Raw genomic sequence first — 23,702 nt, forward strand, 5'->3', positions numbered from 1 at the left:
TTAACCATGCAGCTTTCCGACCGCCAACGGCTTCTCTATCTGTATCTGCGTGAGGGTTGGCGCCGCTTCTCGCGAAGGCTTGCCCTGGGCAAGATCAGCGCCGTGCGATTTTCCGGCAGCGCGCCCGACCGCCTGATCGTGGCGCCGACGGACCTGCACCCCGCCGATTCCTTCGCCGGCGAAGAGATTACCGCCGGCCGTTTCCCGCTTGCCGGTCGCGTGCTGGATTGCGAGGGCGAATCACCCTTCGCACTGGAGCTTCCGTCCGAGGAATTTGCCGTCCGCCTGCATTCCTTCGGCTGGCTGCGCCATCTGCGGCTCGTCGATCCCGACAAGGCGGCGCATACGGCCCGCTTCATCGTCGACGACTGGCTGCAAAGCCATGGCCGTGTCATCGGCGGGCTTGCCTGGCGCCCGGATGTCGCGGCGCAACGCATCATCGCCTGGCTGTCCCATTCGCCCGTCGTGCTGAAAGACGCGGATTATCCGTTCTACCGGCGCTTCCTCAAGAGCCTTGCCTTCCAGGTGCGCTATCTGCGCCATGTCGCCGATACGACGCGGGACGGCGAACCAAGGCTTCGTGTGCGCATCGCGCTGGCCATGGCCTCGATCGCCATGCCCGCGACCGTGTCCAAGATGCGCAGCGCCGCCCGCAATCTCGATGCGGAGCTGGATAGGCAGATCCTGCCGGATGGCGGCCATTGCTCGCGCAATCCGCGGGCCGCACTCGACCTGCTGCTCGACCTGCTGCCGCTGCGCCAGACCTATGTCAATCTCGGCCACGATATGCCCCTGCAGCTCATCCCGAGCATCGACCGCATCTATCCTGCCCTGCGCTTCTTCCGCCATCAGGGCGGCGAGCTCGCCCTGTTCAACGGGGCGACCTATACGCTGGCCAACGAACTGATGTCCGTGCTGCGTTACGACGAGACCGGCGGCGCGCCTTTCAAGGCCCTGCCCTCGATCAATTACGACCGGCTCGCGGTGAAGGAGACGGTGGTGCTGATGGATACCGGCATGCCGAAATCCATCGATCTCTCCGCGACGCATTCGGCCGGCACCCTTTCCATCGAGATGTCGTCGGGCAAGAACCGCTTCATCGTCAATTCCGGCCGGCCGCGCTTTGCCGGCGATGCGATGCGGCAGATGGCGCGTATGACGGCGGCGCATTCTGTCGCCACCGTCAACGACACCTCTTCGTCGCGCATTTCTACCTCGCGTTTCCTGGGGCCGATCATCATTGGCGGTGTCAGCAAGGTGAATGTGGCAAGGGCCGAGCGGGAGTCCGGCGCGGATGGCATCACGGCAAGCCATGACGGCTATCTCCAGCGCTTCGGCCTGATCTACGAGCGCGATATCTTCGTTTCCGCCTCGGGCACGGAAATTCGCGGCCGCGAGCGTTTCTTCAAGCCGGGCACGCCCGGCGCCGCAGTCGACAAGGGCACGGCCGTCGTGCGCTTCCATATCCATCCGAGCATTCAGCTCTATCCGGCTTCCGACAATGAGGTGCGGCTGGTCGCACCCGATGGCGAGGCCTGGGCCCTGACCTGCCTCGATATCGGCATCGAGGAGGAGGAGGATGTGTTCTTCGCCGATCCCTCCGGCGTGCGCGCGTCGCGCCAGCTGACGCTGACCATGCCGCTTGCGGACACGTCGGAAGTCCAGTGGTCTCTGGTGCGCCGGCGCTGAGCTTTTCTCATTCGAGGTTTTCTCCGGGCGGCGCCTGTGTTAACGGGGCGCATGACCATCCGGCCCCTCCTCCCGGGCCGTCAGAACGGAGCGCCCAATGGCCGTTGTTTCCAAGAAGATCCCCGCCCCCGACCGTGTTGCCGTGCGCACCGCGCTCCTGTCCGTTTCCGACAAGACCGGTGTGGTCGAGCTTGCCAGGGCGCTTGCCGAAAAGGGCGTGCGGCTGCTGTCGACCGGCGGCACCTACAAGGCGCTCAGCGATGCCGGACTTGCCGTTACCGACGTGTCCGAAGTGACGGGTTTCCCGGAAATCATGGATGGTCGCGTGAAGACGCTGCATCCTTCCGTGCATGGCGGGCTGCTGGCGATCCGTGACGATGCCGAGCATGTCGAGGCCATGAAGGCGCACGGCATCGGCGCCATCGACCTTGCTGTTATCAATCTCTATCCGTTCGAGGATGTCCGCGCCAAGGGCGGCGACTATCCGACGACCGTCGAGAACATCGATATCGGAGGCCCGGCGATGATCCGCGCCTCGGCCAAGAACCATGCCTATGTCACCATCGTCACTGATCCCGCCGACTACGAGGCGCTGATCGCTGAACTGGCTGACGGCACGACGTCCTATGCCTTCCGCCAGCGCATGGCGGCGAAGGCCTATGCACGCACCGCCGCTTATGATGCCGCGATCTCCAACTGGTTTGCCGAGGCCCTCGACATCGCCATGCCGCGCCACCGCGTGATCGGCGGCGCGCTGAAGGAAGAGATGCGCTACGGCGAGAACCCGCACCAGAAGGCGGGCTTCTATGTGACCGGCGAAAACCGCCCCGGCGTTGCCACCGCAACGCTCCTGCAGGGAAAACAGCTCTCCTACAACAACATCAACGACACGGATGCCGCCTTCGAGCTGGTCGCCGAGTTCCTGCCGGAAAACGGTCCGGCCTGTGCGATCATCAAGCACGCCAACCCCTGCGGCGTTGCCACCGGAAAAACGTTGAAGGACGCCTATGCCAGGGCGCTGGCCTGCGACCCGGTCTCGGCCTTCGGCGGCATCATCGCGCTCAACTCGACACTGGACGGCGAGACGGCGGAAGAGATCGTCAAGCTGTTCACCGAGGTCATCATCGCGCCGGATGCCGATGAAAAGGCCCGTGCGGTGATCGCCAGCAAGCCCAATCTGCGTCTTCTCGTGACGGGCGGCCTGCCCGATCCGCGCGCGCCCGGCCTCTCCGCCAAGACCGTATCGGGCGGCCTTTTGGTGCAAAGCCGCGACAACGGCGTGGTCGAGGATCTGGAACTGAAGGTCGTCACCAAGCGGGCGCCGACCGAGCAGGAACTGATCGACATGAAGTTCGCCTTCAAGGTCGCCAAGCACGTAAAGTCGAATGCCGTGGTCTATGCCAAGGATGGCCAGACGGCGGGTATCGGCGCCGGCCAGATGAGCCGCGTCGATTCCGCCCGCATCGCCGGCCTGAAGGCCGAGGAAGCCGCCAAGGCCATGGGCCTTGCCGAGCCGCTGACGCGCGGTTCGGCCGTTGCGTCGGAAGCGTTTCTGCCTTTCGCAGACGGCTTGCTCTCCGCGATTGCCGCCGGTGCCACGGCGGTTATTCAGCCCGGTGGCTCGATGCGCGATGCCGAAGTCATCGCCGCGGCCGACGAGGCGGGCGTCGCCATGGTGTTCACCGGCATGCGACACTTTCGCCACTGATCCTTACCCGGATTCTTGCGCTTATAGAAACGCCCCGCTTGCGGGGCGTTTTGCGTTTCAGCGGGTGACTTTGGCAGCGGGATAAGGTGTCCGCAGCAAAAGCAGGAAACCGACAACCAGGAAGACGATCAGCGCCATCATGCCCAGGCGCGCCGAGCCCGTCGCCGTGGTGACGAGGGCCACGGAGAGCGGCGCCAGGAAGGATGTGGCGCGGCCCGAAAGTGCATAGAGCCCGAAATAGCGGCCTGCCTCGTCCGGGTGGATGCTCTGGGCAAGGTAGGAGCGCGCGGAGGCCTGCACGGGGCCGAACGCAAGGCCGATCAGCAGGCCATAGAGAATGTAGGCCTTTTCAGCGGCAGTGCCGAACAGGGCCCCGGTATCCTCCCCCGGCAACAGGATGAGGCCGAAGAGGGTGAAGCCCGGACCCGTCGAGACGATGCCGATGGTCGCGATGGTCAGGCAGACGAGGCTTCCGACGACGACCGCCTTCGAGCCGAGGCGCTTATCCAGCCGGCTGGCATAAAGGCAGCCGCCAATGGCCACGACATTGAGGATGATGCCGTAGATGCCGAGCTCGAAGGTCTGCCAGGCGAACATGCCGGCCGCGAAGGTGCCGCCGAGCGCGATGAGACCGTTGACGCCGTCCTGGTACACCATGCGCGCGATGAGAAAACGCATGATGCCCGGCTTGCCGCGAAGATCGCGCAAGGCTGCGGAAAGATCCGCGAAGCCTGCGCGAACGGCCTGTGCGGTGGGCAGGCCCTTGCTCTGGTCCGGGGTGAAGAAGAACATCGGCAGGATGAAGACAAGATACCAGATCGCAGAGATCGGCCCGGTGATGCGGGCATCCTCGCCCGTTGCCGGATCAAGCCCGAAAAGCGGGCTGATGCCGATGGCGGTCTTGCCGGTCTGCGGGTTGGCGGCAAGAAGCGCCACGACGGCGATCAGCACGATCATGCCGCCGAGATAGCCGAGGCCCCAGGCAATGTTGGAGATGCGTCCGGTATCGGCCGGGCTCACCAGCCGCGGCATCATGGAATCGTTGAAGACGATGGAAAACTCCGCCGCGACGGTGGCAAGCACGATCATCGCCATGGCGAAGACCAGACTGCTGCCCGGCGTGGCATACCAGAGCGCCATGAGCGCCAGGATCTTCACCACTGCAAAGGCGGCGATCCAGGGTTTTCGTGCACCGGACGCATCCGCGATCGAGCCCATGACGGGCGCCAGCAGGGCGATCACAATGCCCGCAATGGTCAGTGTGTAGCTCCAGGCCGCCTGTCCCGCGACCGGATCGTCCGTCAGGCGCGCGACGAGATAGGGACCGAAGATGAAAGTGGTGATGACCGTGAAGAACGGCTGCGCCGCCCAATCGAACAGCATCCAGCCCGTAATGCCCAGACGGCTTGCGCGTGGCGCCGCGGCTTTCGTGTCCATGCTCATCGCCCCTCCTATGCCGGGGCGATGATGCGCCCGTCTTCAAGCCGGCTAACGGAGCCTCGTCCGCCAGCCGGCACGGGACTGTGTCATTTCACCCTTTCCTGCGCAAGGTCGCTCAGGATGCCGGCGGCCACGCTGACCTTGGCGAGGGTCGCCTCGCCGGTCTCCGTCAGCGCGGAAAGGTTGGCCGTCACACGGGCCAGCCGCTCCTTCTCGCTTTGCTGCCACGCGGCAAGCGGAGCCTTGTCGCCCTTGTGGCGCGTCAGCACAGCGCTGGTCAGGTCGCGGCGGGCATTGGCGATATCCGTAAGGCTGCGCTGGAGGGCCAGAGCCTCGTAGAGATCACCGGTCGGTATGCGGGCGGCTGCGGCCAGCAGCCGGCCGATGTTCAGCGTGCCGCTGATACCCGCGAAGGCCTGCGCCGTCTTGCTCAGCGTATCGCCGGTCGCCGTTGCGATCAGCATGACCTCTGGCACGAAGGTCAGCATCGAGAGCGTCGTGATCTCGGCGGCCAGGTCTGCCGGCACGCCTTCGTCCTCGTAGGCATGGGCCCTGCGACGGGCCTCGTCGCCGGCGGCATCCGACACCAGAGTGGAGAGATGCGGCCGCAGCTGCTTCAGCGCCTGCTTGAGCTTGTGGATCGCCTGGTCGAGCGGGCCGGACACGGCACCGGTGGTCAGGAGCAGGCTGGTGAGCGTCGCATAGATGCGGCCGATCTCCTCATAGAGCTCGTTCTGGACTTCCCCGGAAACCTGGTTATCCAGGGTGTCCACGCCGGCATAGAGCGCGGCGAGACCGTAACCGTCGCGCGCGATGACGGCGGCCTTGACCGCATCAGCCGGGCCGAAGCCGGTGCCGTCAGTGAGGCCGTTGATGAAGGCCGGGCCGCCGCGGTTGATCACCTCGTTCGCGAGTATGGTTGCGACGATCTCGCGGCGCAGCCGGTGCGAGCGGATGTCGTCGGCATAGGCCTTCTGCATCTTGGCGGGGAAGTAGCCCGCCAGTGTCGGCTCGAAATAGGGATCGTCCGGCAGGCCGGTATGGATGAGTTCGTCGAACAGCACCAGCTTTGCATAGGAAAGCAGCACGCCGATCTCCGGCCGCGTCAGCGGCTTGCCGGCCTGGTAGCGTTCGGCCAGTGTTCGGTCGTCCGGCAGCGTCTCGACCTTGCGGTTGAGATGGCCGGCGGCCTCCAGACGATCCATCAGGCGGGTCAGCGACGCGCGGTTGGCTGTACCCTGCCGTTCCGTGAGCGAGATCGCCAGCGATTGCAGGTAGTTGTTGCGCAGGACGAGTTCGGCGACCTCGTCGGTCATCGAGGCGAGCAGCACGTTGCGCTTGGCGCGTGCGAGCCGCTCGTCATGCATGGCCGAGGCGAGCGCGATCTTGATGTTGACCTCGACGTCGGAGGAGTTGACGCCCGCGGAGTTGTCGATGGCGTCGGAGTTGCTGCGCCCACCCTTCAGGCCGAAGGCGATGCGGCCGCGCTGGGTGACGCCGAGATTGGCGCCCTCGCCGATCACCTTGGCGCGTACATCCTCGCCCACGATACGGATAGCGTCGTTGGCGCGGTCGCCAACTTCCGCATCCGTCTCGTTCTGGCCGCGGATATAGGTGCCGATGCCGCCGAACCACAGGAGGTCGACGGGGGCTTTCAGGATCGCCGTCATGATCTCGAACGGCGTTGCCTTGGCCTTGTCGATGCCGATGACCGCCATGGCCTCCGGGGTCAGCGTCACGGATTTTTCCGTGCGTGGAATGATCATCGCGCCCTTGGAGAGCACGGAGCGGTCGTAATCCTGCCAGCTGGAGCGCGGCAGGTTGAACATGCGGCGCCGCTCGGCGAAGGACGTATCGGTGTCCGGGGTCGGATCGATGAAGATGTCGCGATGATCGAAGGCAGCGACGAGGCGGATCTTGCGCGATAGCAGCATGCCGTTGCCGAAAACGTCGCCCGACATGTCACCGACGCCGGCCACCGTGAACGGCGTCTTCTGGATGTCGATGTTCATCTCGCGGAAGTGGCGCTTGACGGTTTCCCAGGCGCCGCGTGCGGTGATGCCCATCTTCTTGTGGTCGTAACCGGCAGAACCGCCGGAGGCAAAGGCATCGTCGAGCCAGAAGCCGGCTTCCTGGGCAAGGCCGTTGGCGGTGTCTGAGAAGGTGGCCGTACCCTTGTCGGCCGCGACGACGAAATAGGGATCGTCGCCATCGAGACGAACCGTATCGGCCGGGGGCACGACGTCCTGACCGACAATGTTGTCGGTGACGGAGAGCAGCGTGCGGATATAGGTCTTGTAAGCCTCGGTGCCGGCCTTGAAGACCGCATCACGGCTGCCGCCGGCCGGAAGCTGCTTGGGATAGAAGCCGCCCTTGGCGCCGACGGGCACGATGACAGCATTTTTCACTTGCTGCGCCTTAACGAGGCCCAGCACTTCGGTGCGGTAATCCTGCGCGCGGTCGGACCAGCGCAGGCCGCCACGGGCGACCTTGCCGAAGCGCAGATGCACGCCTTCGACCTCGGCACCATAGACGAAGATTTCGCGGAACGGCCGTGGTTCCGGCAGGCCGTCAAGCGCCTTCGGATCGAGCTTGATCGCCAGGGTCTTGCGCGGCTTTCCGTCCGCATCGTGCTGGAAGTAGTTGGTGCGCAGCGTCGCCTGCAGCGCATTGACGTAGCGGCGCAGGATCCGGTCCTCGTCGAGGCTCGGCACGTTGGCCAACGCATCCTCGATTGTCGCTGCGGCGTCCGTGGATTTCTTGTCGCGCTGGCGTTCGGACAGTTTCGGGTCGAGACGCGCGTCGAACAGGCGGAAGAGGCTCGCGGCGATTGCCGGGTACTTGTTGAGCGTATCGGCAATGTAGCCCTGCGAATAGGCGATGCCCGTCTGGCGCAGGTAGCGCGAATAGGTCCGGAGCGCCATGATTTCGCGAGCGGAAAGACCGGCGGTGATGATGAGGCGGTTCAACGCGTCGTCGTCAACCTCGCCGTGCCAGGCGGCGAGGAAGGCCTCCTCCAGCATCGGACGCAGCTTGGCGAGATTGATCTCGATGCCGTCGCGGTGCTTCAGCTCCATGTCATGCAGCAGCACGCGGCGCTGCTCACCGTCGAGACCGACGACGGTCAGGTCATGGGTCTGCTCGCTGATGACGTTGAAACCGAGATTTTCGAGAAGCGGCACGCGACGGGAGAGTGAGACCGGCTCGTCGGCATGGAAGATCTTCAGCTCGACGGAGCTGAGATCGGTGTTCCAGGCCTTGCGGTAGAAGGCGATGCTGATCGGATTTTCGGCGGTCGCGGTGGTGATGAGCGCCAGATCGGCATGGGCTTCGGCGGGGGTGAAATCTTCCTGGTAGCCACGATCGGCGATGAGCCTGAGACCGTCCCTATTGGACAGTGCCTCGAAGCGATCGGTCCAGCGCGTCGCGATCTCGCGCACGGCCTGTTCGAGCTTGTTCTGCGGGATGCGCGGCGTCTTGCCGCCGGAACGGCCGATGATGAAATGCACGCGCGCGAGACCGCCTTCCGGAAACGCCGGATAATAGGCGGAGACACGGCCATCGTAAGCCGACTTCAGATAATTGCCGATCTTTTCGCGCACATCCGAATCATATTGCTCGCGCGGCACATAGACGATGACAGAGACGAAACGGTCGAAGCGATCGATGCGTGGCAGGACACGGATGCGCGGCCGGTCGGACAGTTCGTTGATCTGCTCGCAGAAGGTGGCGAGCAGGCCGGTATCGATCTGGAAGAGATCATCGCGCGGATAGGATTCCAGCGTGTTCATCAGCATCTTGCCGGAATGGCTCTTAGGGTCGTAGCCGAAATGCTCGACGACATGCTCGACCTTGGAGCGCAGCAGCGGGATCTGGCTGGCGGCGTGGGTATAGGCCGTGGATGTGAACAGGCCGACGATGCGCAGCTCGCCGATGACCTTCCCCTTCTCATCGAAGCGCTTGAGGCCGATATAGTCCATGTAGGCGCGCCGGTGCACGACGGACTTGGCGTTGGCCTTGGTGACGATGAGGAAGTCCGGTCCTTCGAGGAATTCGAGGATCTCCGGTGTCGTCGTCACGGCATCCTTGCCGAGGCGCAGCACGCGCACATCGGGATCGGCCAGAATGCCGAGGCCTTCGCCGCCCCGCTCCACGGTCGCATCCGCACCCTTGCCGGAATAGCTGTATTCCCGCATGCCGAGGAAGGTGAAGTTGTTGCCGCGCAGCCAGTCGAGGAAAGCGAGCGCTTCGCTCTTTCCAGGTTTTTCCCTGGCAAAGCGCTCCAGGTCGCTTCTCATGCCGTCGAGCTTTTCCAGCATGGCCGGCCAGTCGTCCACTGCGAGGTGAACCTGATTGAGAACATGCCTCACCCGCTCTGTAAGGGCCGCGGCTTCCGCCGGCGACATTTCCGGCAGGTGAATCTCAATATGGCTGACGCGCTGGCCGGGCTCGCTCGGCTCGTCCGGTGAAAACAGCTTCGGCGCGGCACCGGGTGCCACAACGAGAATGGGGTGGATCGCCAGAAGAATGTCGCGATAGCTGCTGGTCACCTCGCCCATCACCGAATCGTACAGGAACGGCTGGTTGCGGTCGGTGACGGCAAGAACGGAAACCGGCTGGCCCTGCGGCTTCACGTCTGGCAAGGTGGTGACGGTCACGCGCGGGGCAGTGCCGTCCCAGGCTTCCAGCTCGCCCATGGCATGGGCGGAAGCAACGGCCAGCATCGCGCCGGTATAATGGTCAAGATCGTCCTTGCTGGCGCGTCCAAAGAGGATGTCCGGGTTCAGTGTTTTCGCGCCGAGGGCTGCGGCAGCGGCCTTGGCGGCCTCGATATGCTTCTCTCTTTTCATGCTCATCCTGGAACCCCTGGAAATTACCCTCGAATCCGATGCCGGGACGTTACCAGAAGAAAAAAACGGCGCGATGAAATTTGTGTTTTCTTGAGAAAATTCAATCGATTTTGTCCAGAATGGGTCAGTTATACTGTCGTTTTGACGGGAAATTCATGGATTTTCGTCGAAATGTCGCAAGAAGCCGACACAACTGGTGTCGGACATCGGTCTGCGCGGTGGCTTTGGGACGCACCGGCGTTGACAGGGTGTGGCGCTGTTTGCCATCACTTTTGCACAGAAGGGGACCAGGCCATGGGTGAGAGCGACAAGGGCGCCGTCATCGTCATTTCGAGCCATGTCGTGCGCGGCACGGTGGGCAATCGTGCGGCCGTGTTCGCGCTGGAGACACTTGGCCATCCAGTCTGGGCGCTGCCGACGGTCATTTTGCCGTGGCACCCCGGCCATGGAAAATCCACACGGGTGGTGCTGTCGCCGGAGGACTTCGACGCGATGATCTTCGACCTGATCCACGCGCCCTGGCGCGGTGAGATCAAGGCCGTCCTGACCGGCTATCTCGGCAGTGCCGCGCAGGTGCGCTCCGTGGCGCGTCTGGTCGAAAGCCTCAGGGGCGACAACCCTGATCTGCTTTATATGTGCGATCCGGTCTGCGGCGACGAGAAGGGTCTCTACATCGCCGAAGAGACGGCGGTCGCCATTCGCGACAGCCTCATCCCGCTGGCGTCGATCGCGACACCCAACCGGTTCGAACTCGCCTGGCTCGCCGGCGCGCCGCTGGAGACGAATGGGCAGATCATGGAGGCAGCGCTGGCGCTCGGTCCGTCGCGCATGCTGGTCACCTCGGCGATGCCGCTGATGGCCGGCAGCACGGGCAATCTCTATCTGTCAGGTCGCAACGCACTTTTGGCCGAGCACCGGCTCGTGCCGAACCCGCCGAACGGCACCGGCGACCTGCTGGCCGCCATCTTCCTGTCGCGCTTTATGGAGGATCTGACGGAGGAGCGGCGCCTGATGACGGCGACGGCCAGCGTCTTCGAGATCGTTGCGCGCACGGCCAAGCGCGGTGCCGACGAGCTCACGCTGGAGCAGGATGCGTCCAGCATCTCCACGCCGATGGCGATGGTGCATATGCGCCGCCTCATGCATCCGGCGCAGACACGCAAGACCTGACGCGATCTGGCCTTGCGCGGTGGCCCTCGGGATGGTTTATGCAAAACCGGATGAGGCCATCCGCCAGATCGCACACGGGGTATTCCGACACCATGAACCGCTTTCCCGATCGCCTCCTGAACGGCTACCGCAATTTCATGTCCGGGCGTTATGCCGAGCAGTCGGCGCGTTACCGCGCACTGGCAGAGACCGGCCAGAAACCCAAGACACTCGTGGTCGCCTGCTGCGACTCCCGCGCCGCACCGGAGACGATCTTCGACAGCGGCCCGGGTGAACTCTTCGTCGTCCGCAACGTGGCCAACCTCGTGCCGCCCTACGAGCCTGACGGGCAGTTCCACGCCACGTCGGCCGCGCTCGAATTCGCGGTTCAGTCGTTGAAGGTCACCGACATCCTTGTCATGGGCCATGGCCGCTGTGGCGGTATCTCGGCCGCGCTCGATCCGGAAGCCGAACCGTTGTCGCCAGGCGACTTCATCGGCAAGTGGATGGGCATGCTCAAGCCGGTCGCCGAGCAGATCCAGGGCGCGGAAATGCTGACGCAAGGCGAACGCCAGCGTGCACTGGAGCGGGTTTCCATCCGCAATTCCATCGCCAATCTCAGGACCTTCCCCTGTGTGCGCATCCTGGAGGAGAAGGGTCGCCTCCAGCTGCATGGCGCCTGGTTCGACATCTCGACGGGCGAGCTGTGGATCATGGATGCGGCCACCGGCGATTTTCGGCGCCCGAGCGCATGAAAAAACCGGCGTGGTTGCCCACGCCGGTTTCGTGTCCATGAGTTGGTAGCCCTGCGGCGGCGCGATGCGCCGCGCAGCAAGACGTTTCTCAGTTGCCGTCGATTTCAGCGCCGATGATGGCGATCGCGCGCTGGTAGACGCTTGCGGCGTTCCAGCCCTGAAGCGCGCCGAAGTTCGGCTGGCCGGGCTGGTAGCCCGCGCCTGCGCTCCAGCCGTGGCCGCGCAGGAAGTTGGCCGTCGAGGCCAGCGCATCGGCCTTGGAGCCGACGAGGTCGATGCGGCCGTTGCCGTCGCCGTCGACGCCGTATTTCAGCACGTTTGCCGGCAGGAACTGCGTCTGGCCGATCTCGCCATGCGCCGCGCCGCGGGCCGTGGTCGAAAGCGTGCCGTTCTGCACGAGCTGCAGCGTCGCGTAGAGCTGGTTGGTGAAGTATTCCGAGCGGCGGCAATCATAGGCGAGCGTCGCGACGGCGGAAATGGTGTGCTCCTTGCCGAGGAAGCTGCCGAAGCCGGTTTCCATGCCCCAGATCGCCAGAAGCGGGCCAGCGGGAACGCCGTAGCGGGCTTCGATGCGGTTGAAGAGGGCCGCGTTCTGCTGCTTCAGGCTCTTGCCGCGGCGAATGATCGCCTGGCCGCCGCGCTTCTGCATGAACTGTTCGAGGGAGAGCTTGAAGCTCTTCTGTCCGCGGTCCGCGCGGATCGTTGCGCGAGCGTAGCTGACATTGGAGAAGGCCTTGTCCAGTGTCGAACGGCTGATGCCGCGGCTTGCCGCCTCGCCCTTGAAGGCGTCGATCCAGGCGGGGAAACCGCCCGCGTCGTTGCCACACTTGGCAGCGTGTGCCGCCGCCGGCATCGCCGCGATGGCGATCATTGCGGCCAGAACCTTGCCCGCGCTCTTTTTCATGCCCATCAAGAACCCCGTGATCTCGTCAATACCGCTGCGGGAGCATGCCATGCTCCCCTGTTCCTGTCATCGCAACTCGGCGTGAACCGGCCGACGGCCTCAAAACAAAGCCCCGACTGTTCTTTAACGGAACAACCGGGACTTTTATTGAAACATCATTAAGAGAACGTTGCCATTTTTTGAGAAAGCCGGCAGATGCGTCCCTGTGCCTTGTCAGGCGGCCTGCTTCTTCGCCTTGATCAGGCCGCGGGCGACGAGCAGTTCCGCGATCTGGATGGCATTGAGGGCGGCACCCTTGCGCAGGTTGTCGGAAACGACCCACATGTTCAGGCCGTTTTCGACGGTTGCGTCCTCGCGGATGCGCGAGATGTAGGTGGCATCTTCGCCGGCAGACTCGTAAGGCGTGATGTAGCCGCCGTTCTCGTGCTTGTCGATCACCTGGCAACCCGGCGCCTCGCGCAGGATCTCGCGGGCCTCGTCGGCGGTGATTTCCTTCTCGAACTCGATGTTGACCGATTCCGAATGGCCGATGAAGACGGGAACGCGCACGGCCGTGCAGGTCACCTTGATCTTCGGGTCGAGCATCTTCTTGGTTTCGGCCAGAACCTTCCACTCTTCCTTCGTGTAGCCGTCTTCCATGAAGCTATCGATGTGCGGGATGACGTTGAAAGCGATGCGCTTGGTGAACTTCTTCGATTCGACGGGATCGGCGACGAAGACGGCGCGGGTCTGCTGGAAGAGTTCGTCCATGCCTTCCTTGCCGGCGCCGGAGACCGACTGGTAGGTCGAGACGACGACGCGCTTGATGGTGGCGCGGTCATGCAGCGGCTTCAGCGTGACGACGAGCTGGGCGGTCGAGCAATTCGGGTTGGCGATGATGTTCTTCTTGCGGAAGCCTGCAATCGCGTCCGGGTTCACTTCGGGAACGATCAGCGGAACCTCGGAATCGTAGCGCCAGGCCGAGGAGTTGTCGATGACGACGCAGCCCTGGGCGCCGATCTTGGGCGAATACTTCTGCGAAACGGTGCCGCCGGCCGACATCAGGCAGATATCCGTGTCGGAAAAATCGTAGTTCTCGAGGTTCTGAACCTTCAGTGTCTTGTCGCCGAAGGAGACCTCGGTGCCCTGCGAACGGGCGGACGCGAGTGCCACGACCTCATCGGCCGGGAAACCGCGCTCGGAAAGGATGTTCAGCATTTCACGGCCGACATTGCCGGTCGCGCCGGCGACTGCGATCTTAAAACCCATGTCTAAAGCTCTCTTTCTCTGTCTCTCCGCGGGGTCAGGAGGGGAAACCCGTCGGCCATGACGCGGGTTTCGGTCCCCGGCCAGACCGGGGAGAGAGCGGTGGCCAGAGACGTCAGACGGTTTTCGTCGTCGTTTTGGCCATTGTTTTAGAAAAAATCGGGAAAGAACGAACCCGTCCGGCAGAGAATGCCGGGGCAATCAGTGCAGCGATGGCAAACCCAAAACGGTGCATGGAGCGGTTCCTTTTCCGCAGTTGCTCTGACGCGTTTCTGTCCCCGAGTCAATACATCAAGGACAGTCACGACGCACTTTCAGCGAGGCGTGACTTTTCTTGCGGACGCGCTCCTGCGGAAGCTGAGCGTTTGAAGGCATCTTCGCTGGTGCGAAGAGAGCGCCGGCCGGAGCGTTGAGACAGCGCCTTGCGGGTAAGACTTTGGTCTTACGACCATTCGTGGGCTTGGCACATGACGCCTGTAAACTACTCTGCTGTGTAGGTGGAGGAAGTGTGTCTTTGAGGAGCGGTTGTCTCATCAATGGCACCTATTTGGCCGATCGCAAGGTCGGCGAACAAGGAGGAGGCGCAAATGGCAGTAGCTGAGGTGAACGCTGGGGATCGCTCACGTCCGATGACGGGAGAGGAGCGGAAGGTCATCATGGCCTCGTCCGCCGGAACCATCTTTGAGTGGTATGACTTTTATCTATACGGTTCACTCGCCGCGATCATCGGGGCGCAATTCTTTACGGCCTTCCCCGAGGCCACCCGCAACGTATTCGCGCTTCTGGCTTTCGCGGCGGGCTTCCTCGTTCGTCCGTTCGGTGCGCTGGTTTTCGGCGCCTTGGGCGATCTGATCGGCCGCAAATACACCTTCCTGATGACCATCATGATCATGGGTCTTTCGACCTTCCTCGTGGGTCTTCTGCCGGGTTACGCCAGCTGGGGTGCTGCGGCGCCGATCATCCTGATCGTTCTTCGCATGTTGCAGGGTTTGGCCCTCGGCGGTGAATATGGTGGTGCGGCGGTGTATGTGGCGGAACACGCCCCCGCAAACCGGCGCGGCTATTTCACGGCCTTCATCCAGACGACGGCAACCCTCGGCCTTCTCCTATCCCTGGTCGTCATCCTGGCGGTTCAGGGTTACGTCAACGGTAACTGGGACCCGTCGCCAGTTCTGGATGCTGCAGGTGCAGCCGTGATGAATCCCGATGGCACGCCGAAGATGATCAAGGCATTCGATCTCTGGGGCTGGCGTATTCCGTTCTTGGGCTCGATCGTCCTGCTGCTGATCTCGCTCTATATCCGCATGCAGATGAATGAATCCCCGGCCTTCAAGAAGATGAAGGAAGAGGGTGCCGCTTCCAAGGCGCCGCTGCGTGAAGCTTTCGGTCCCGGCCGCAACGCTCTTGTGCTGCTCATCGTCCCGATCCTGTTCGTCGGCACCATCATGACCGGCACGTTAAGCTCCTCGATCGCCATGATCCTCGGCATCGCTTTTGCAGTGATTTCCGTCATCTGGGGCTGGCGCAACGCCAAGATCGCTACCATCGCCCTGCTCGGCCTCGTCGCCGGCCAGGCTGTTGTCTGGTACTCCGGCCAGTTCTACGCTCTTTTCTTCATGCAGAACGTGATCAAGGTCGACAGCTTCTCGGCCAACGTCTTCGTGGCCTGGTCGCTGATTCTCGGCACCGGCGGCTTTATCTTCTTCGGTAGCCTTTCTGACCGTATCGGCCGCAAGCCGATCATCCTCGCAGGCTGCCTCATCGCCGCCGTTACCTATCAGTTCGTCTTCCCGCTGCTCACCAAGACCGCCAATCCGGCTCTTCATGCAGCGCAACAGACCCCGATCACAGTCACCGCATCGCCGGAAGACTGCTCGTTCCAGTTCAACCCGACCGGAACGGCAAAGTTCACCTCCTCCTGCGATATCGCCAAAGCGACGCTTGCCCGTACGTCGGTGAATTACGAGAGCGTCGAGGATGCTGCTGCAACCGTCGCTCAGGTCAAGATCGGTGAAACGGTCATTCCGGCGTATGACGCTGCTGCGTTGACCGGCGACGATCTCAAGGCCGCCACCGCCGCGTTCACAAAGAGTGTCAACGATGCGCTGACGGCTGCGGGTTATCCGATCTCGGCAGATGCCAACACGACGGTTGCGCGGGCGCAGAACTTCTTCGACATCTTCACCGGTCAGAAGATCGCGATCATCCTGATCCTGACCTATCTGATCCTGCTCGTGACGATGGTCTACGGACCGATCGCGGCGATGCTCGTCGAACTGTTCCCGACCCGCATCCGCTACTCCGGCCTGTCCCTGCCGTACCATATCGGCAATGGCTGGTTCGGCGGCCTGATGCCGGCGACGGCCTTCGCCATCTCGGCGCAGACCGGCAACGTCTATGGCGGGCTCTGGTATCCGATCGTCATCGCAGCAGCGACTGTCGTCATCGGGGCTCTCCTGGTACCTGGCAACACGCACAAGAAAGACATCTTCGCAGATGACGCGAAATAAGTGTCGTGCGGGCAGGCTGGTCTTCGGGCCAGCCTGCAATCTCGATGTCTTCGGAAGCGAATAGCAACTTTCAGAAGCACGACGCCCGGGCGTCGTGCTTTTTTCGTCTATGTCTTGGATGAACGCGGCGCGGTCGGCGTCATCTCTTCTATTGACGAACCCTTGTCCAAACCGCCCATGCCGAGACGAAACAACCAAGAATAATGGCATTCGAGACTATCCCACAGGCCATTGCGGTGAGTTTCGCCGCGTTATCGGTCGCGGTACTTGCTCCCGTCGTCAGCGGCAGCAAGACGGCCACGAAGATGACGCCGAGAGCCAGTGGGCTTGCGAGGCCCATTGCCGCGCGTGTGCGCAATGCCGTCAGGAAAAGAAAAACAATCAATCCGATGCGGAACGGATCCAGAAGCTGAGAGACAAGTGTTTCCAACATTTTAGATCCTCCGTTTGCAGTGCTCTCATGGTTCCACAAAGAACGGGTACGAGCAAGCAAACGAAAGAATCATACGTCTTCGCGAGAGTTTCTCTCAGGGCTCTTTTGAGCCTGCTCCGCCGCTTGTTGAGGATTTGGGGCGTGGCCAGCCCTTGTCATCCAGCCGAAACAGCCAGTTCCTGCCTGCGAACAGGAAAGCCGTCATCACCGCCGTCCACAGTCCGACGAGAAGCCCTGCCGCGACGTCGCTCGGATAGTGTGCACCTACCACGACGCGGCTGATGCCGATCGCCAACGCCCCCAGCGCAAACAGGATACGCAGACGTGGCGCCAGCATCGAGAACGCGCCGAAAAACGAACCGACGGCCGCGGAATGGCCAGAGGGAAAACTCTGGAACACCCAATCGTGACCGGCGAAGAATGAGATGCTATGCGGCCCATGTTCGGCAAACAGTTCCGGCCGCGCGCGGCCGATCACCAGTTTCGCCAGATGCACGACAGCGCTGGCGCTGCCGATCGTCACCAGGAAATACAGCGCCAGCCGCCAGGCGGTCTTGGTCTTGGATGACCAGGTCTCTGAGCTCGCCACCCGATTCAGGATATAGGCGATGATAACGATCGAGCCGGACCCATAGATCATCCAGCTGAACGTGCCGAAATCGGTGATCCTCTCATTGAACGTCACCACCCCGCCCGGCAACCCCTGAGCCCATTGCGAGATCGTCCCGTCGAACGGCAGGAGGGCTGCAACAAGCAGGGAAGCGGCGACGAGGAGCCAGAGCGAGGAGGTCGCGAGCGGTCGGTTCATGTGTATCCCTAAAATCAGCGTTGCTTCCATGTGCTGGCGCGACGCGGCTTTTCAAGGGACCGGCATGAAAAAGGCTCCCGGAATAGTCCCGCCGGGAGCCCTCCACAATGCGTATCGGCTCAGGCCGAGAGCGTCTTGAAGGCGGCGAGGATGGCGTCGCCTATTTCGACGGTGCCGACCTGGCGGCAGCCTTCGGCCATGATGTCACCGGTGCGCACGCCGCTGTCGAGGACCTCGGCGATGGCCTTCTCCAGATTGTCGGCCTCGGCAACCATGTTGAACGAGTAGCGCAGGCACATGGCGAACGAGGCGATCATGGCGATCGGGTTGGCAATGCCCTTGCCGGCAATGTCAGGTGCCGAGCCGTGGACCGGCTCATAGAGCGCCTTGCGCTGGCCCTTGACGTCAGGCGCGCCGAGCGAGGCCGACGGCAGCATGCCGAGCGAGCCCGTCAGCATGGCGGCGACGTCGGAGAGCATGTCGCCGAACAGGTTGTCCGTCACGATGACGTCGAACTGCTTGGGCGCACGCACCAGCTGCATGCCGCCGGCATCGGCCAGCATGTGTTCCAGCTGCACGTCGGAATAGCTGCGCTTGTGCGTTTCCGTGACCACCTGGTTCCACAGAACGCCGGACTTCATGACGTTGCGCTTTTCCATCGAGCAGACGCGATTGTTGCGTGTGCGGGCCAGTTCGAAGGCGACGCCCGCGATGCGCTCGATTTCGTAGGTGTCGTAGACCTGCGTATCGATGCCGCGCTTCTGGCCGTTGCCGAGATCGATGATTTCCTTCGGCTCGCCGAAATAGACGCCACCGGTCAGTTCGCGCACGATGAGAATGTCGAGGCCTTCCACCAGCTCGGGTTTCAGCGAGGAGGCATTGGCAAGCGCCGGGTAGCAGATGGCCGGGCGCAGGTTCGCGAAGAGCTGGAGGTCCTTGCGCAGGCGCAGAAGGCCGGCTTCAGGGCGGACTTCATAGGGCACGGCATCCCACTTCGGGCCGCCGACGGCGCCGAACAGAACGGCGTCGGCCGCAAGCGCCTTCTCCATGTCGCCTTCCGAGATCGCCGCGCCATGGGCGTCGTAGGCGCAGCCGCCGACGAGGCCTTCGTCGGTGGTAAAGCCCGCGCCGAGTTCAGCGTTCATATAGGCGATGATCTTGCGGACTTCCGCCATGGCTTCCGGGCCGATGCCGTCGCCGGGCAGAAGGAGGAGGTTACGCGCTGTCATGGGATTGTCCTTGATGTCACGGAATGGTCGCGCGCTTCTTAGCGCAACTTCCGTTCAAGGAAAATCGCCGAAAAGAAAGAATTTTGCGCGATTGCCTCGGCCTTTCGGCTAGGTCCGGCGCAGCGCCGTCACTTCGATCTCGATCAGCATTTCGGGCCTGATCAGATCGCAGACGACCATGGTCGCGGCGGGCCGGATCGTGCCGAAGGTTTCGCCGAGAATGGGGAAGACGCGGTCGGCAAAGGCGGCGTCCGTCACATAATAGTGGCAGCGCACGACATCTTCGAAGGAAAAGCCGGACTCAGTCAGGACCCTGCCAATCGTCGCAAGGCAGTTGCGAGTCTGGTCCTCGACGCTGTCGGGCATGATCATGGTGGCGTAGTCGTAGCCGGTCGTGCCGGACACAAAGCACCAGTCGCCCTGCACGACGGCGCGCGAATAGCCCGCCGTCGCTTCGAATGGGGAGCCGGACGAGATCAGCCGGCGCATTGCATCACGCCCAGGGGCGCGAAGACGCGGTCTGCTTCTCGTAGCTGTCGATCGCCGTCGCTTTTTCCAGCGTCAGGCCGATATCGTCGAGGCCGTTCAGCAGGCAGTGGCGGCGGAAGGCATCGATTTCGAAGCCGATGCGGCCGCCGTCGGGACCGGTGATTTCCTGAGCTTCCAGGTCGACGGTCAGGATAGCGTTGGAGCCGCGGCTGGCGTCGTCCATCAGCTTGTCCAGGTCTTCCTGGCTGACGACGATTGGCAGAATGCCGTTCTTGAAACAGTTGTTGTAAAAGATGTCGGCGAAGCTCGTGGAGATGACGCAGCGGATACCGAAGTCGAGCAGGGCCCACGGCGCATGCTCGCGCGAGGAGCCGCAACCGAAATTGTCCCCGGCGACGAGGATCGAGGCGTTCTGATAGGCGGGCTTGTTCAGCACGAACGTTTCGTTGAGGCTGCCGTCCTCATTGTAGCGCGCTTCGGCGAAGAGGCCCTTGCCCAGGCCGGTGCGCTTGATGGTCTTGAGGTAGTCCTTCGGAATGATCATGTCCGTGTCGATATTGACGACGGGGAGCGGCGCGGCGACGCCGGTCAGCTTGACGAACTTGTCCATGCGGAAACCCTCGGAATACGTGAAGTCGATTTCGCCAAGCGTTTAAATCAGTTTTCCCGGGATTTGAAGGAAAATCTTGCTCGGGCCGCAAGGACGGCACCGGGCGCGGAGGCAGGCGCCCGGATATCCTCTCTCGGGAGGTAGCCTCTGTCAGAGGTCGATGATCGTGCCGCGGCCGTCGTTCCAGATGCGCGGCTCGCGCTGGCCTGTGGCCGCGCGCTCGTTGCGAGCACGCGCGGTTGCACGAACTGGAGTCGGCTGGAATTTCGCAGCAAGCAGGGAGCCGAGCATCAGCACGGCGGTAATGCCGACGATGGCAAGGCCGACCGACGCGGCGAACACGAGCGTTGCGCCGGCAACAAGCATGGCGAAGACGGTGAAGATGATGGAGCGAATGCGCTGCATTTTGATTTGCCCTTTTCTCTGATGAACAATGTGGGGGGCGAATTTGTCCATTGCAAGGCCGAATCTCGTCGTGCTTGCGGGTTGCGACAAAGCGCGTCACAAAGGGAAGATGAACAGGACACCGCATCACCATCCGCTTCGCCTGCGCCGCTCCCTGTTGAGCGTTCCGGCGGTCAATGCGCGGGCACTCGCGAAATCCGTGACGCTCGATTGCGACGCGATCATCTATGATCTCGAAGACTCGGTCCTGCCGGAGAAGAAGGCCGAGGCGCGCGCTGCGCTCATCGCGCATTTCGCCGCGCTCGACCGCAGCGACGGGCGCGAGCACGTGATGCGGATCAATCCGCCCGACGGGCCGGACGGCCTGCGCGATCTGGAGGCCGCGCTTCAGTGCATGCCCGATGCCGTGCTTTTGCCAAAGGTGTCAGCGCCGCAGGATATCCTCACGGCCGCCGACTGGTTTTCCGAAGCCGGCGCCGATGACGGGCCGCGCCTCTGGGCAATGATCGAGACGGCCGCCGCGCTTCTCAACCTTTCCTCCATCGCCGAGACCGGCCGTACGCAGGGCGGACGGCTGGATTGCTTCGTCGTCGGGCTGAACGATCTGCGCAAGGAAACGGGGATCGCCGACATCGCCGGCCGGCCCTTTCTCGTACCCCTGCTGCTTCAGGTGGTCGTTGCCGCGCGCGCCTGCGGCCTCGATGTCGTCGACAGCGTCTTCAACGATTTTGCCGACAGCGACGGCCTTGCCGCCGAATGCCGTCAGGGCCGCCAGATGGGGTTCGACGGCAAGATGCTGATCCATCCCGCGCAGATAGCCGCCGCCCATGATGCCTTCGGCGTGACGGAGGCGGAGGCCGCCGAGGCGATTGCCATCGTCGCTGCCTTTTCGGCGCCCGAGAATGCCGGCAAGGCTGTCGTCAATATTGCCGGTCGCATGGTGGAGAAGCTGCATGCCGATCAGGCAGAGCGTCTCCTGAGCAAGGCCGATCTGATCAACGAGAGAAAGAAAACATGAAAGTCTATCGATTCCTCACCGGCCCTGATGACGCTTCCTTCTGCCACAAGGTCACGCTGGCGCTGAACAAGGGCTGGGAGCTGCATGGCTCGCCGACCTACGCCTATAACGGCGAAGCCAGGCTGATGCATTGCGGCCAGGCTGTGGTGAAGGATGTGCCCGGCAAGGACTACACGCCCGACATCAAGCTCTCCGAGCAGTGAGCGCAGTATAAAAGCGGCGGGTCCGCACACCGTGGAATCCCTTCAAGCCCGAAGACATGCCTGTGGTCATGTATCGGGCTTTACCGATGTGCTTCAGGAGGATTGCTCCGCCGCGATCTCCGCGCTCGCCTCGATGCGTTCCATATCGTCGTCGGACAGGCCGAAATGATGGCCGATCTCGTGGATGAGGACATGGGTGACGATGTCGCCCAGCGTTTCCTCGTTCTCCGCCCAGTAATCGAGAATAGGGCGGCGATAGAGCGTGATGCGGTTCGGCATCTCGCCGGTCTCGACCGTAAAACGCTCGGTGATGCCGCGGCCCTCGAAGAGGCCGAGCAGGTCGAAGGGCGTTTCCAGTGCCATGTCCTCGAAGACATCGTCGCTGGGGAATTCGGAGATCTCGATGATCAGGTTGCCCGTCAGCGCACGGAACTCCTCCGGCAGGTGGCCATAGGCCTCCAGCGCAAGGGATTCAAATGTGCTGATGGTCGGGGCGTGGCGGTTGCGCCAATCCTCGGTCTGGTCAATTCGGGCCATGTAGTCTCCTTTGATCGTCATATAGACGATTTCCAGCGGTTTTCGAGGGCTGAATTTGCAGGCCGGGCATGCGCGCCCGGCGTTTCTCGATGGCGGGCAGGTCGATTCATGTCGCCATGCACAAGACGAAGGCGCCAAAACGCCAGTTATGCAATAAAACGTGATCGGTCAGTTTGTCGCACTTTATCGTCAATTTCGTCCGCCTCTTCGCATCATAAGCACATGAAAAGACGATACTTTTAATCAAGATTAGAATGACTCTAAGTTTTCTGGCGGCGGCGAACGACGCAATCATTCTTGACAGTCAATGTCCTCTTTTGCTTAATCCCGGAAACTCAGTGCTTTGCGTATGACGGGCAAGTCGAAATGCTGGTTTGCAGCTGCAATTTCATCACCGAAAAAGACATCGTGGACGTGATCAACGGCCTCCTCGACGAGGACTGTTGGCAGCTCATCGTGCCTGCGAAAGTCTATCACGCGATGCAGAAGCGTGGCCGTTGCTGCGGCTGTTTTCCGAACGTCGTGGACATCATCATTCGCACGACGGAGCAATACCACGCCCGCGGTGACTCGACGGATGCCGAGATTTTTGATTTCATGACCCGCCTCAAACAATTCCATGAAGAAAACAGGAGAGCGGATCTTGAAAGGCGACAAAAGAGTCATCGAGCAGCTTAACGAAGCGCTCTATCTCGAGCTGGGTGCTGTCAACCAGTACTGGCTCCACTACCGCCTTCTCGAGGACTGGGGTTACACGCTTCTCGCCAAGAAGGAACGTGCCGAGTCCATCGAAGAAATGCAACACGCCGACAAGCTCGTCGCCCGCATCATCTTCCTTGAAGGCCACCCGAACCTGCAGACCGTCGCACCGCTGCGCATCGGCCAGAACGTCAAGGAAGTTCTGGAAGCCGACCTTGCTGGTGAATACGATGCCCGCACGGCCTACAAGAAGTCGCGTGACATCTGTCACGACGCCGGTGACTACGTCACCATGAAGCTGTTCGAAGAGCTGCTGATCGACGAGGAAGGCCATATCGACTTCCTGGAGACCCAGCTGGAGCTGCTCGGCAAGCTGGGCGAGGAAAAGTACGGCCAGCTGAACGCAGCGCCGGCAAACGAAGCCGAATAAGGCGGTCGTTCCACCATCACGAATACGAAAATCCCCGGCCTTGCCGGGGATTTTTGTTTGTCAGGGCGCGAGATGGGCGAAGGTCGCCACGACCTCTTCGTAAACCTTGCGCTTGAAAGGCACGATGAGATCAGGCAGTTCGCGCATGGGTTTCCACGCCCATTCGTCGAATTCCGCCGTATGGCCGCCCGGCGGCGGGTTGATGGCGATCTCGCCTTCATCGCCTTCGAAGCGGAAGGCGAACCACCGCTGCGTCTGGCCGCGATATTTGCCTTTCAGACCGATGCCGATCAGATGCGCCGGCAGGTCATAATTGATCCAGCGGCCCGCATCTGCGATCAGCGACACGCTTTTCATGCCGGTCTCTTCGTAGAGTTCGCGATAGGCGGCTTCCAGCGGCTCCTCGCCCTTGTCGATGCCGCCTTGCGGCATTTGCCAGAGCTGCGGCGAGCCGTCATATTCCGAATTGCCGACCGCGAGCCGATGGCCGGCCCAGACCTTGTTTTCGGCGTTCAGCACCATGATGCCGACACAGGGGCGGTAGGGCAGGTCCTCGGCCCCGACCACCTTGTCCTTTTCCTTGCCCATCGG

Annotated in this window: 21 protein-coding genes; 9 read left to right on the plus strand and 12 right to left on the minus strand. The window is 62.4% G+C overall.

All coding sequences use genetic code 11. The features are described 5' to 3' along the window. Positions 1-6 precede the first annotated feature (6 nt). A complete protein-coding gene (locus MKI86_RS10580) occupies positions 7-1,689 on the plus strand; it encodes a heparinase II/III family protein (RefSeq protein WP_241600870.1) in 1,683 nt (560 codons plus the stop codon). A gap of 97 nt (positions 1,690-1,786) precedes the next feature. Continuing rightward, positions 1,787-3,397: a bifunctional phosphoribosylaminoimidazolecarboxamide formyltransferase/IMP cyclohydrolase gene (purH, locus tag MKI86_RS10585; RefSeq protein WP_241600871.1), complete on the plus strand. Its 1,611-nt coding sequence runs from the start codon at positions 1,787-1,789 to the stop codon at positions 3,395-3,397. 57 nt (positions 3,398-3,454) lie between these two features. Here the strand turns inward: purH and MKI86_RS10590 are convergent, their stop codons facing one another. Together MKI86_RS10590 and MKI86_RS10595 are read right to left on the minus strand one after the other, a co-directional pair. Then, positions 3,455-4,834, minus strand: a complete 1,380-nt coding sequence (locus tag MKI86_RS10590) for an MFS transporter (protein ID WP_241600872.1) — start codon at positions 4,832-4,834, stop codon at positions 3,455-3,457. An 89-nt stretch (positions 4,835-4,923) separates the two neighbouring features. Continuing rightward, positions 4,924-9,693, minus strand: a complete 4,770-nt coding sequence (locus MKI86_RS10595) for an NAD-glutamate dehydrogenase (protein ID WP_241600873.1) — start codon at positions 9,691-9,693, stop codon at positions 4,924-4,926. A 288-nt stretch (positions 9,694-9,981) separates the two neighbouring features. On the opposite strand from MKI86_RS10595, the gene pdxY reads away from it, so the two are divergent. After that, positions 9,982-10,857 carry a pyridoxal kinase PdxY gene (pdxY, locus tag MKI86_RS10600; RefSeq protein WP_241600874.1) on the plus strand — a complete coding sequence of 292 codons (876 nt, stop codon included), beginning with the start codon at positions 9,982-9,984 and terminating at the stop codon, positions 10,855-10,857. A gap of 92 nt (positions 10,858-10,949) precedes the next feature. Further along, positions 10,950-11,591, plus strand: coding sequence for a carbonic anhydrase (locus MKI86_RS10605; RefSeq protein WP_241600875.1), 642 nt, complete (start codon positions 10,950-10,952; stop codon positions 11,589-11,591). 88 nt (positions 11,592-11,679) lie between these two features. On the opposite strand, the gene MKI86_RS10610 is transcribed toward MKI86_RS10605, so the two are convergent. Both MKI86_RS10610 and MKI86_RS10615 read right to left on the minus strand, forming a co-directional pair. Beyond that, entirely contained in the window at positions 11,680-12,501 is an 822-nt protein-coding gene (locus MKI86_RS10610) for a lytic murein transglycosylase (RefSeq protein WP_241601197.1), read from the minus strand. A gap of 207 nt (positions 12,502-12,708) precedes the next feature. Next, a complete protein-coding gene (locus tag MKI86_RS10615; protein WP_241600876.1) occupies positions 12,709-13,743 on the minus strand; it encodes an aspartate-semialdehyde dehydrogenase in 1,035 nt (344 codons plus the stop codon). Between the two features lie 626 nt (positions 13,744-14,369). Here MKI86_RS10615 and MKI86_RS10620 point away from each other — a divergent pair. Beyond that, a complete protein-coding gene (locus MKI86_RS10620; protein ID WP_241601198.1) occupies positions 14,370-16,250 on the plus strand; it encodes an MFS transporter in 1,881 nt (626 codons plus the stop codon). A 148-nt stretch (positions 16,251-16,398) separates the two neighbouring features. On the opposite strand, the gene MKI86_RS10625 is transcribed toward MKI86_RS10620, so the two are convergent. The 6 genes from MKI86_RS10625 to MKI86_RS10650 all read right to left on the minus strand — a co-directional run bounded on the left by MKI86_RS10625 (position 16,399) and on the right by MKI86_RS10650 (position 20,224). Then, the gene (locus MKI86_RS10625) at positions 16,399-16,683 is read right to left on the minus strand and encodes a hypothetical protein (protein ID WP_241600877.1); all 285 of its coding nucleotides are present in this window, start codon (positions 16,681-16,683) and stop codon (positions 16,399-16,401) included. Positions 16,684-16,777: 94 nt separating this feature from the next. Continuing rightward, positions 16,778-17,491 carry a phosphatase PAP2 family protein gene (locus tag MKI86_RS10630; RefSeq protein WP_241601199.1) on the minus strand — a complete coding sequence of 238 codons (714 nt, stop codon included), beginning with the start codon at positions 17,489-17,491 and terminating at the stop codon, positions 16,778-16,780. A gap of 119 nt (positions 17,492-17,610) precedes the next feature. Beyond that, positions 17,611-18,720, minus strand: coding sequence for a 3-isopropylmalate dehydrogenase (gene leuB / locus MKI86_RS10635; protein ID WP_241600878.1), 1,110 nt, complete (start codon positions 18,718-18,720; stop codon positions 17,611-17,613). A 108-nt stretch (positions 18,721-18,828) separates the two neighbouring features. Further along, positions 18,829-19,209, minus strand: coding sequence for a RidA family protein (locus MKI86_RS10640; RefSeq protein WP_241600879.1), 381 nt, complete (start codon positions 19,207-19,209; stop codon positions 18,829-18,831). A gap of 4 nt (positions 19,210-19,213) precedes the next feature. Beyond that, positions 19,214-19,819 carry a 3-isopropylmalate dehydratase small subunit gene (leuD, locus tag MKI86_RS10645; RefSeq protein WP_241600880.1) on the minus strand — a complete coding sequence of 202 codons (606 nt, stop codon included), beginning with the start codon at positions 19,817-19,819 and terminating at the stop codon, positions 19,214-19,216. A 150-nt stretch (positions 19,820-19,969) separates the two neighbouring features. Continuing rightward, the gene (locus MKI86_RS10650; protein ID WP_241600881.1) at positions 19,970-20,224 is read right to left on the minus strand and encodes a hypothetical protein; all 255 of its coding nucleotides are present in this window, start codon (positions 20,222-20,224) and stop codon (positions 19,970-19,972) included. 109 nt (positions 20,225-20,333) lie between these two features. Between MKI86_RS10650 and MKI86_RS10655 the strand changes: the two genes are divergently transcribed. Both MKI86_RS10655 and MKI86_RS10660 read left to right on the plus strand, forming a co-directional pair. Next, a complete protein-coding gene (locus MKI86_RS10655; RefSeq protein ID WP_241600882.1) occupies positions 20,334-21,242 on the plus strand; it encodes an HpcH/HpaI aldolase/citrate lyase family protein in 909 nt (302 codons plus the stop codon). Further along, entirely contained in the window at positions 21,239-21,445 is a 207-nt protein-coding gene (locus MKI86_RS10660) for a DUF1737 domain-containing protein (RefSeq protein WP_241600883.1), read from the plus strand. The genes MKI86_RS10655 and MKI86_RS10660 overlap by 4 nt, the downstream gene beginning before the upstream one ends. A 93-nt stretch (positions 21,446-21,538) precedes the next feature. Here the strand turns inward: MKI86_RS10660 and MKI86_RS10665 are convergent, their stop codons facing one another. Continuing rightward, a complete protein-coding gene (locus MKI86_RS10665; RefSeq protein ID WP_134648461.1) occupies positions 21,539-21,982 on the minus strand; it encodes a metallopeptidase family protein in 444 nt (147 codons plus the stop codon). Between the two features lie 366 nt (positions 21,983-22,348). Between MKI86_RS10665 and MKI86_RS10670 the strand changes: the two genes are divergently transcribed. Both MKI86_RS10670 and bfr read left to right on the plus strand, forming a co-directional pair. Further along, on the plus strand, positions 22,349-22,660 hold the full coding sequence (locus MKI86_RS10670) for a (2Fe-2S)-binding protein (RefSeq protein ID WP_241601200.1): 312 nt from the start codon (positions 22,349-22,351) through the stop codon (positions 22,658-22,660). Then, positions 22,626-23,111 carry a bacterioferritin gene (gene bfr, locus MKI86_RS10675; RefSeq protein WP_241600884.1) on the plus strand — a complete coding sequence of 162 codons (486 nt, stop codon included), beginning with the start codon at positions 22,626-22,628 and terminating at the stop codon, positions 23,109-23,111. Before MKI86_RS10670 ends, bfr begins: the two co-directional genes overlap by 35 nt. 60 nt (positions 23,112-23,171) lie before the next feature. Here bfr and MKI86_RS10680 read toward each other — a convergent pair whose 3' ends face one another. Beyond that, a complete protein-coding gene (locus MKI86_RS10680; protein WP_241600885.1) occupies positions 23,172-23,699 on the minus strand; it encodes an RNA pyrophosphohydrolase in 528 nt (175 codons plus the stop codon). Positions 23,700-23,702 lie beyond the last annotated feature (3 nt).

The sequence above is a fragment of the Shinella sedimenti genome, assembly GCF_022601905.1.
Taxonomy (GTDB): domain Bacteria; phylum Pseudomonadota; class Alphaproteobacteria; order Rhizobiales; family Rhizobiaceae; genus Shinella; species Shinella sedimenti.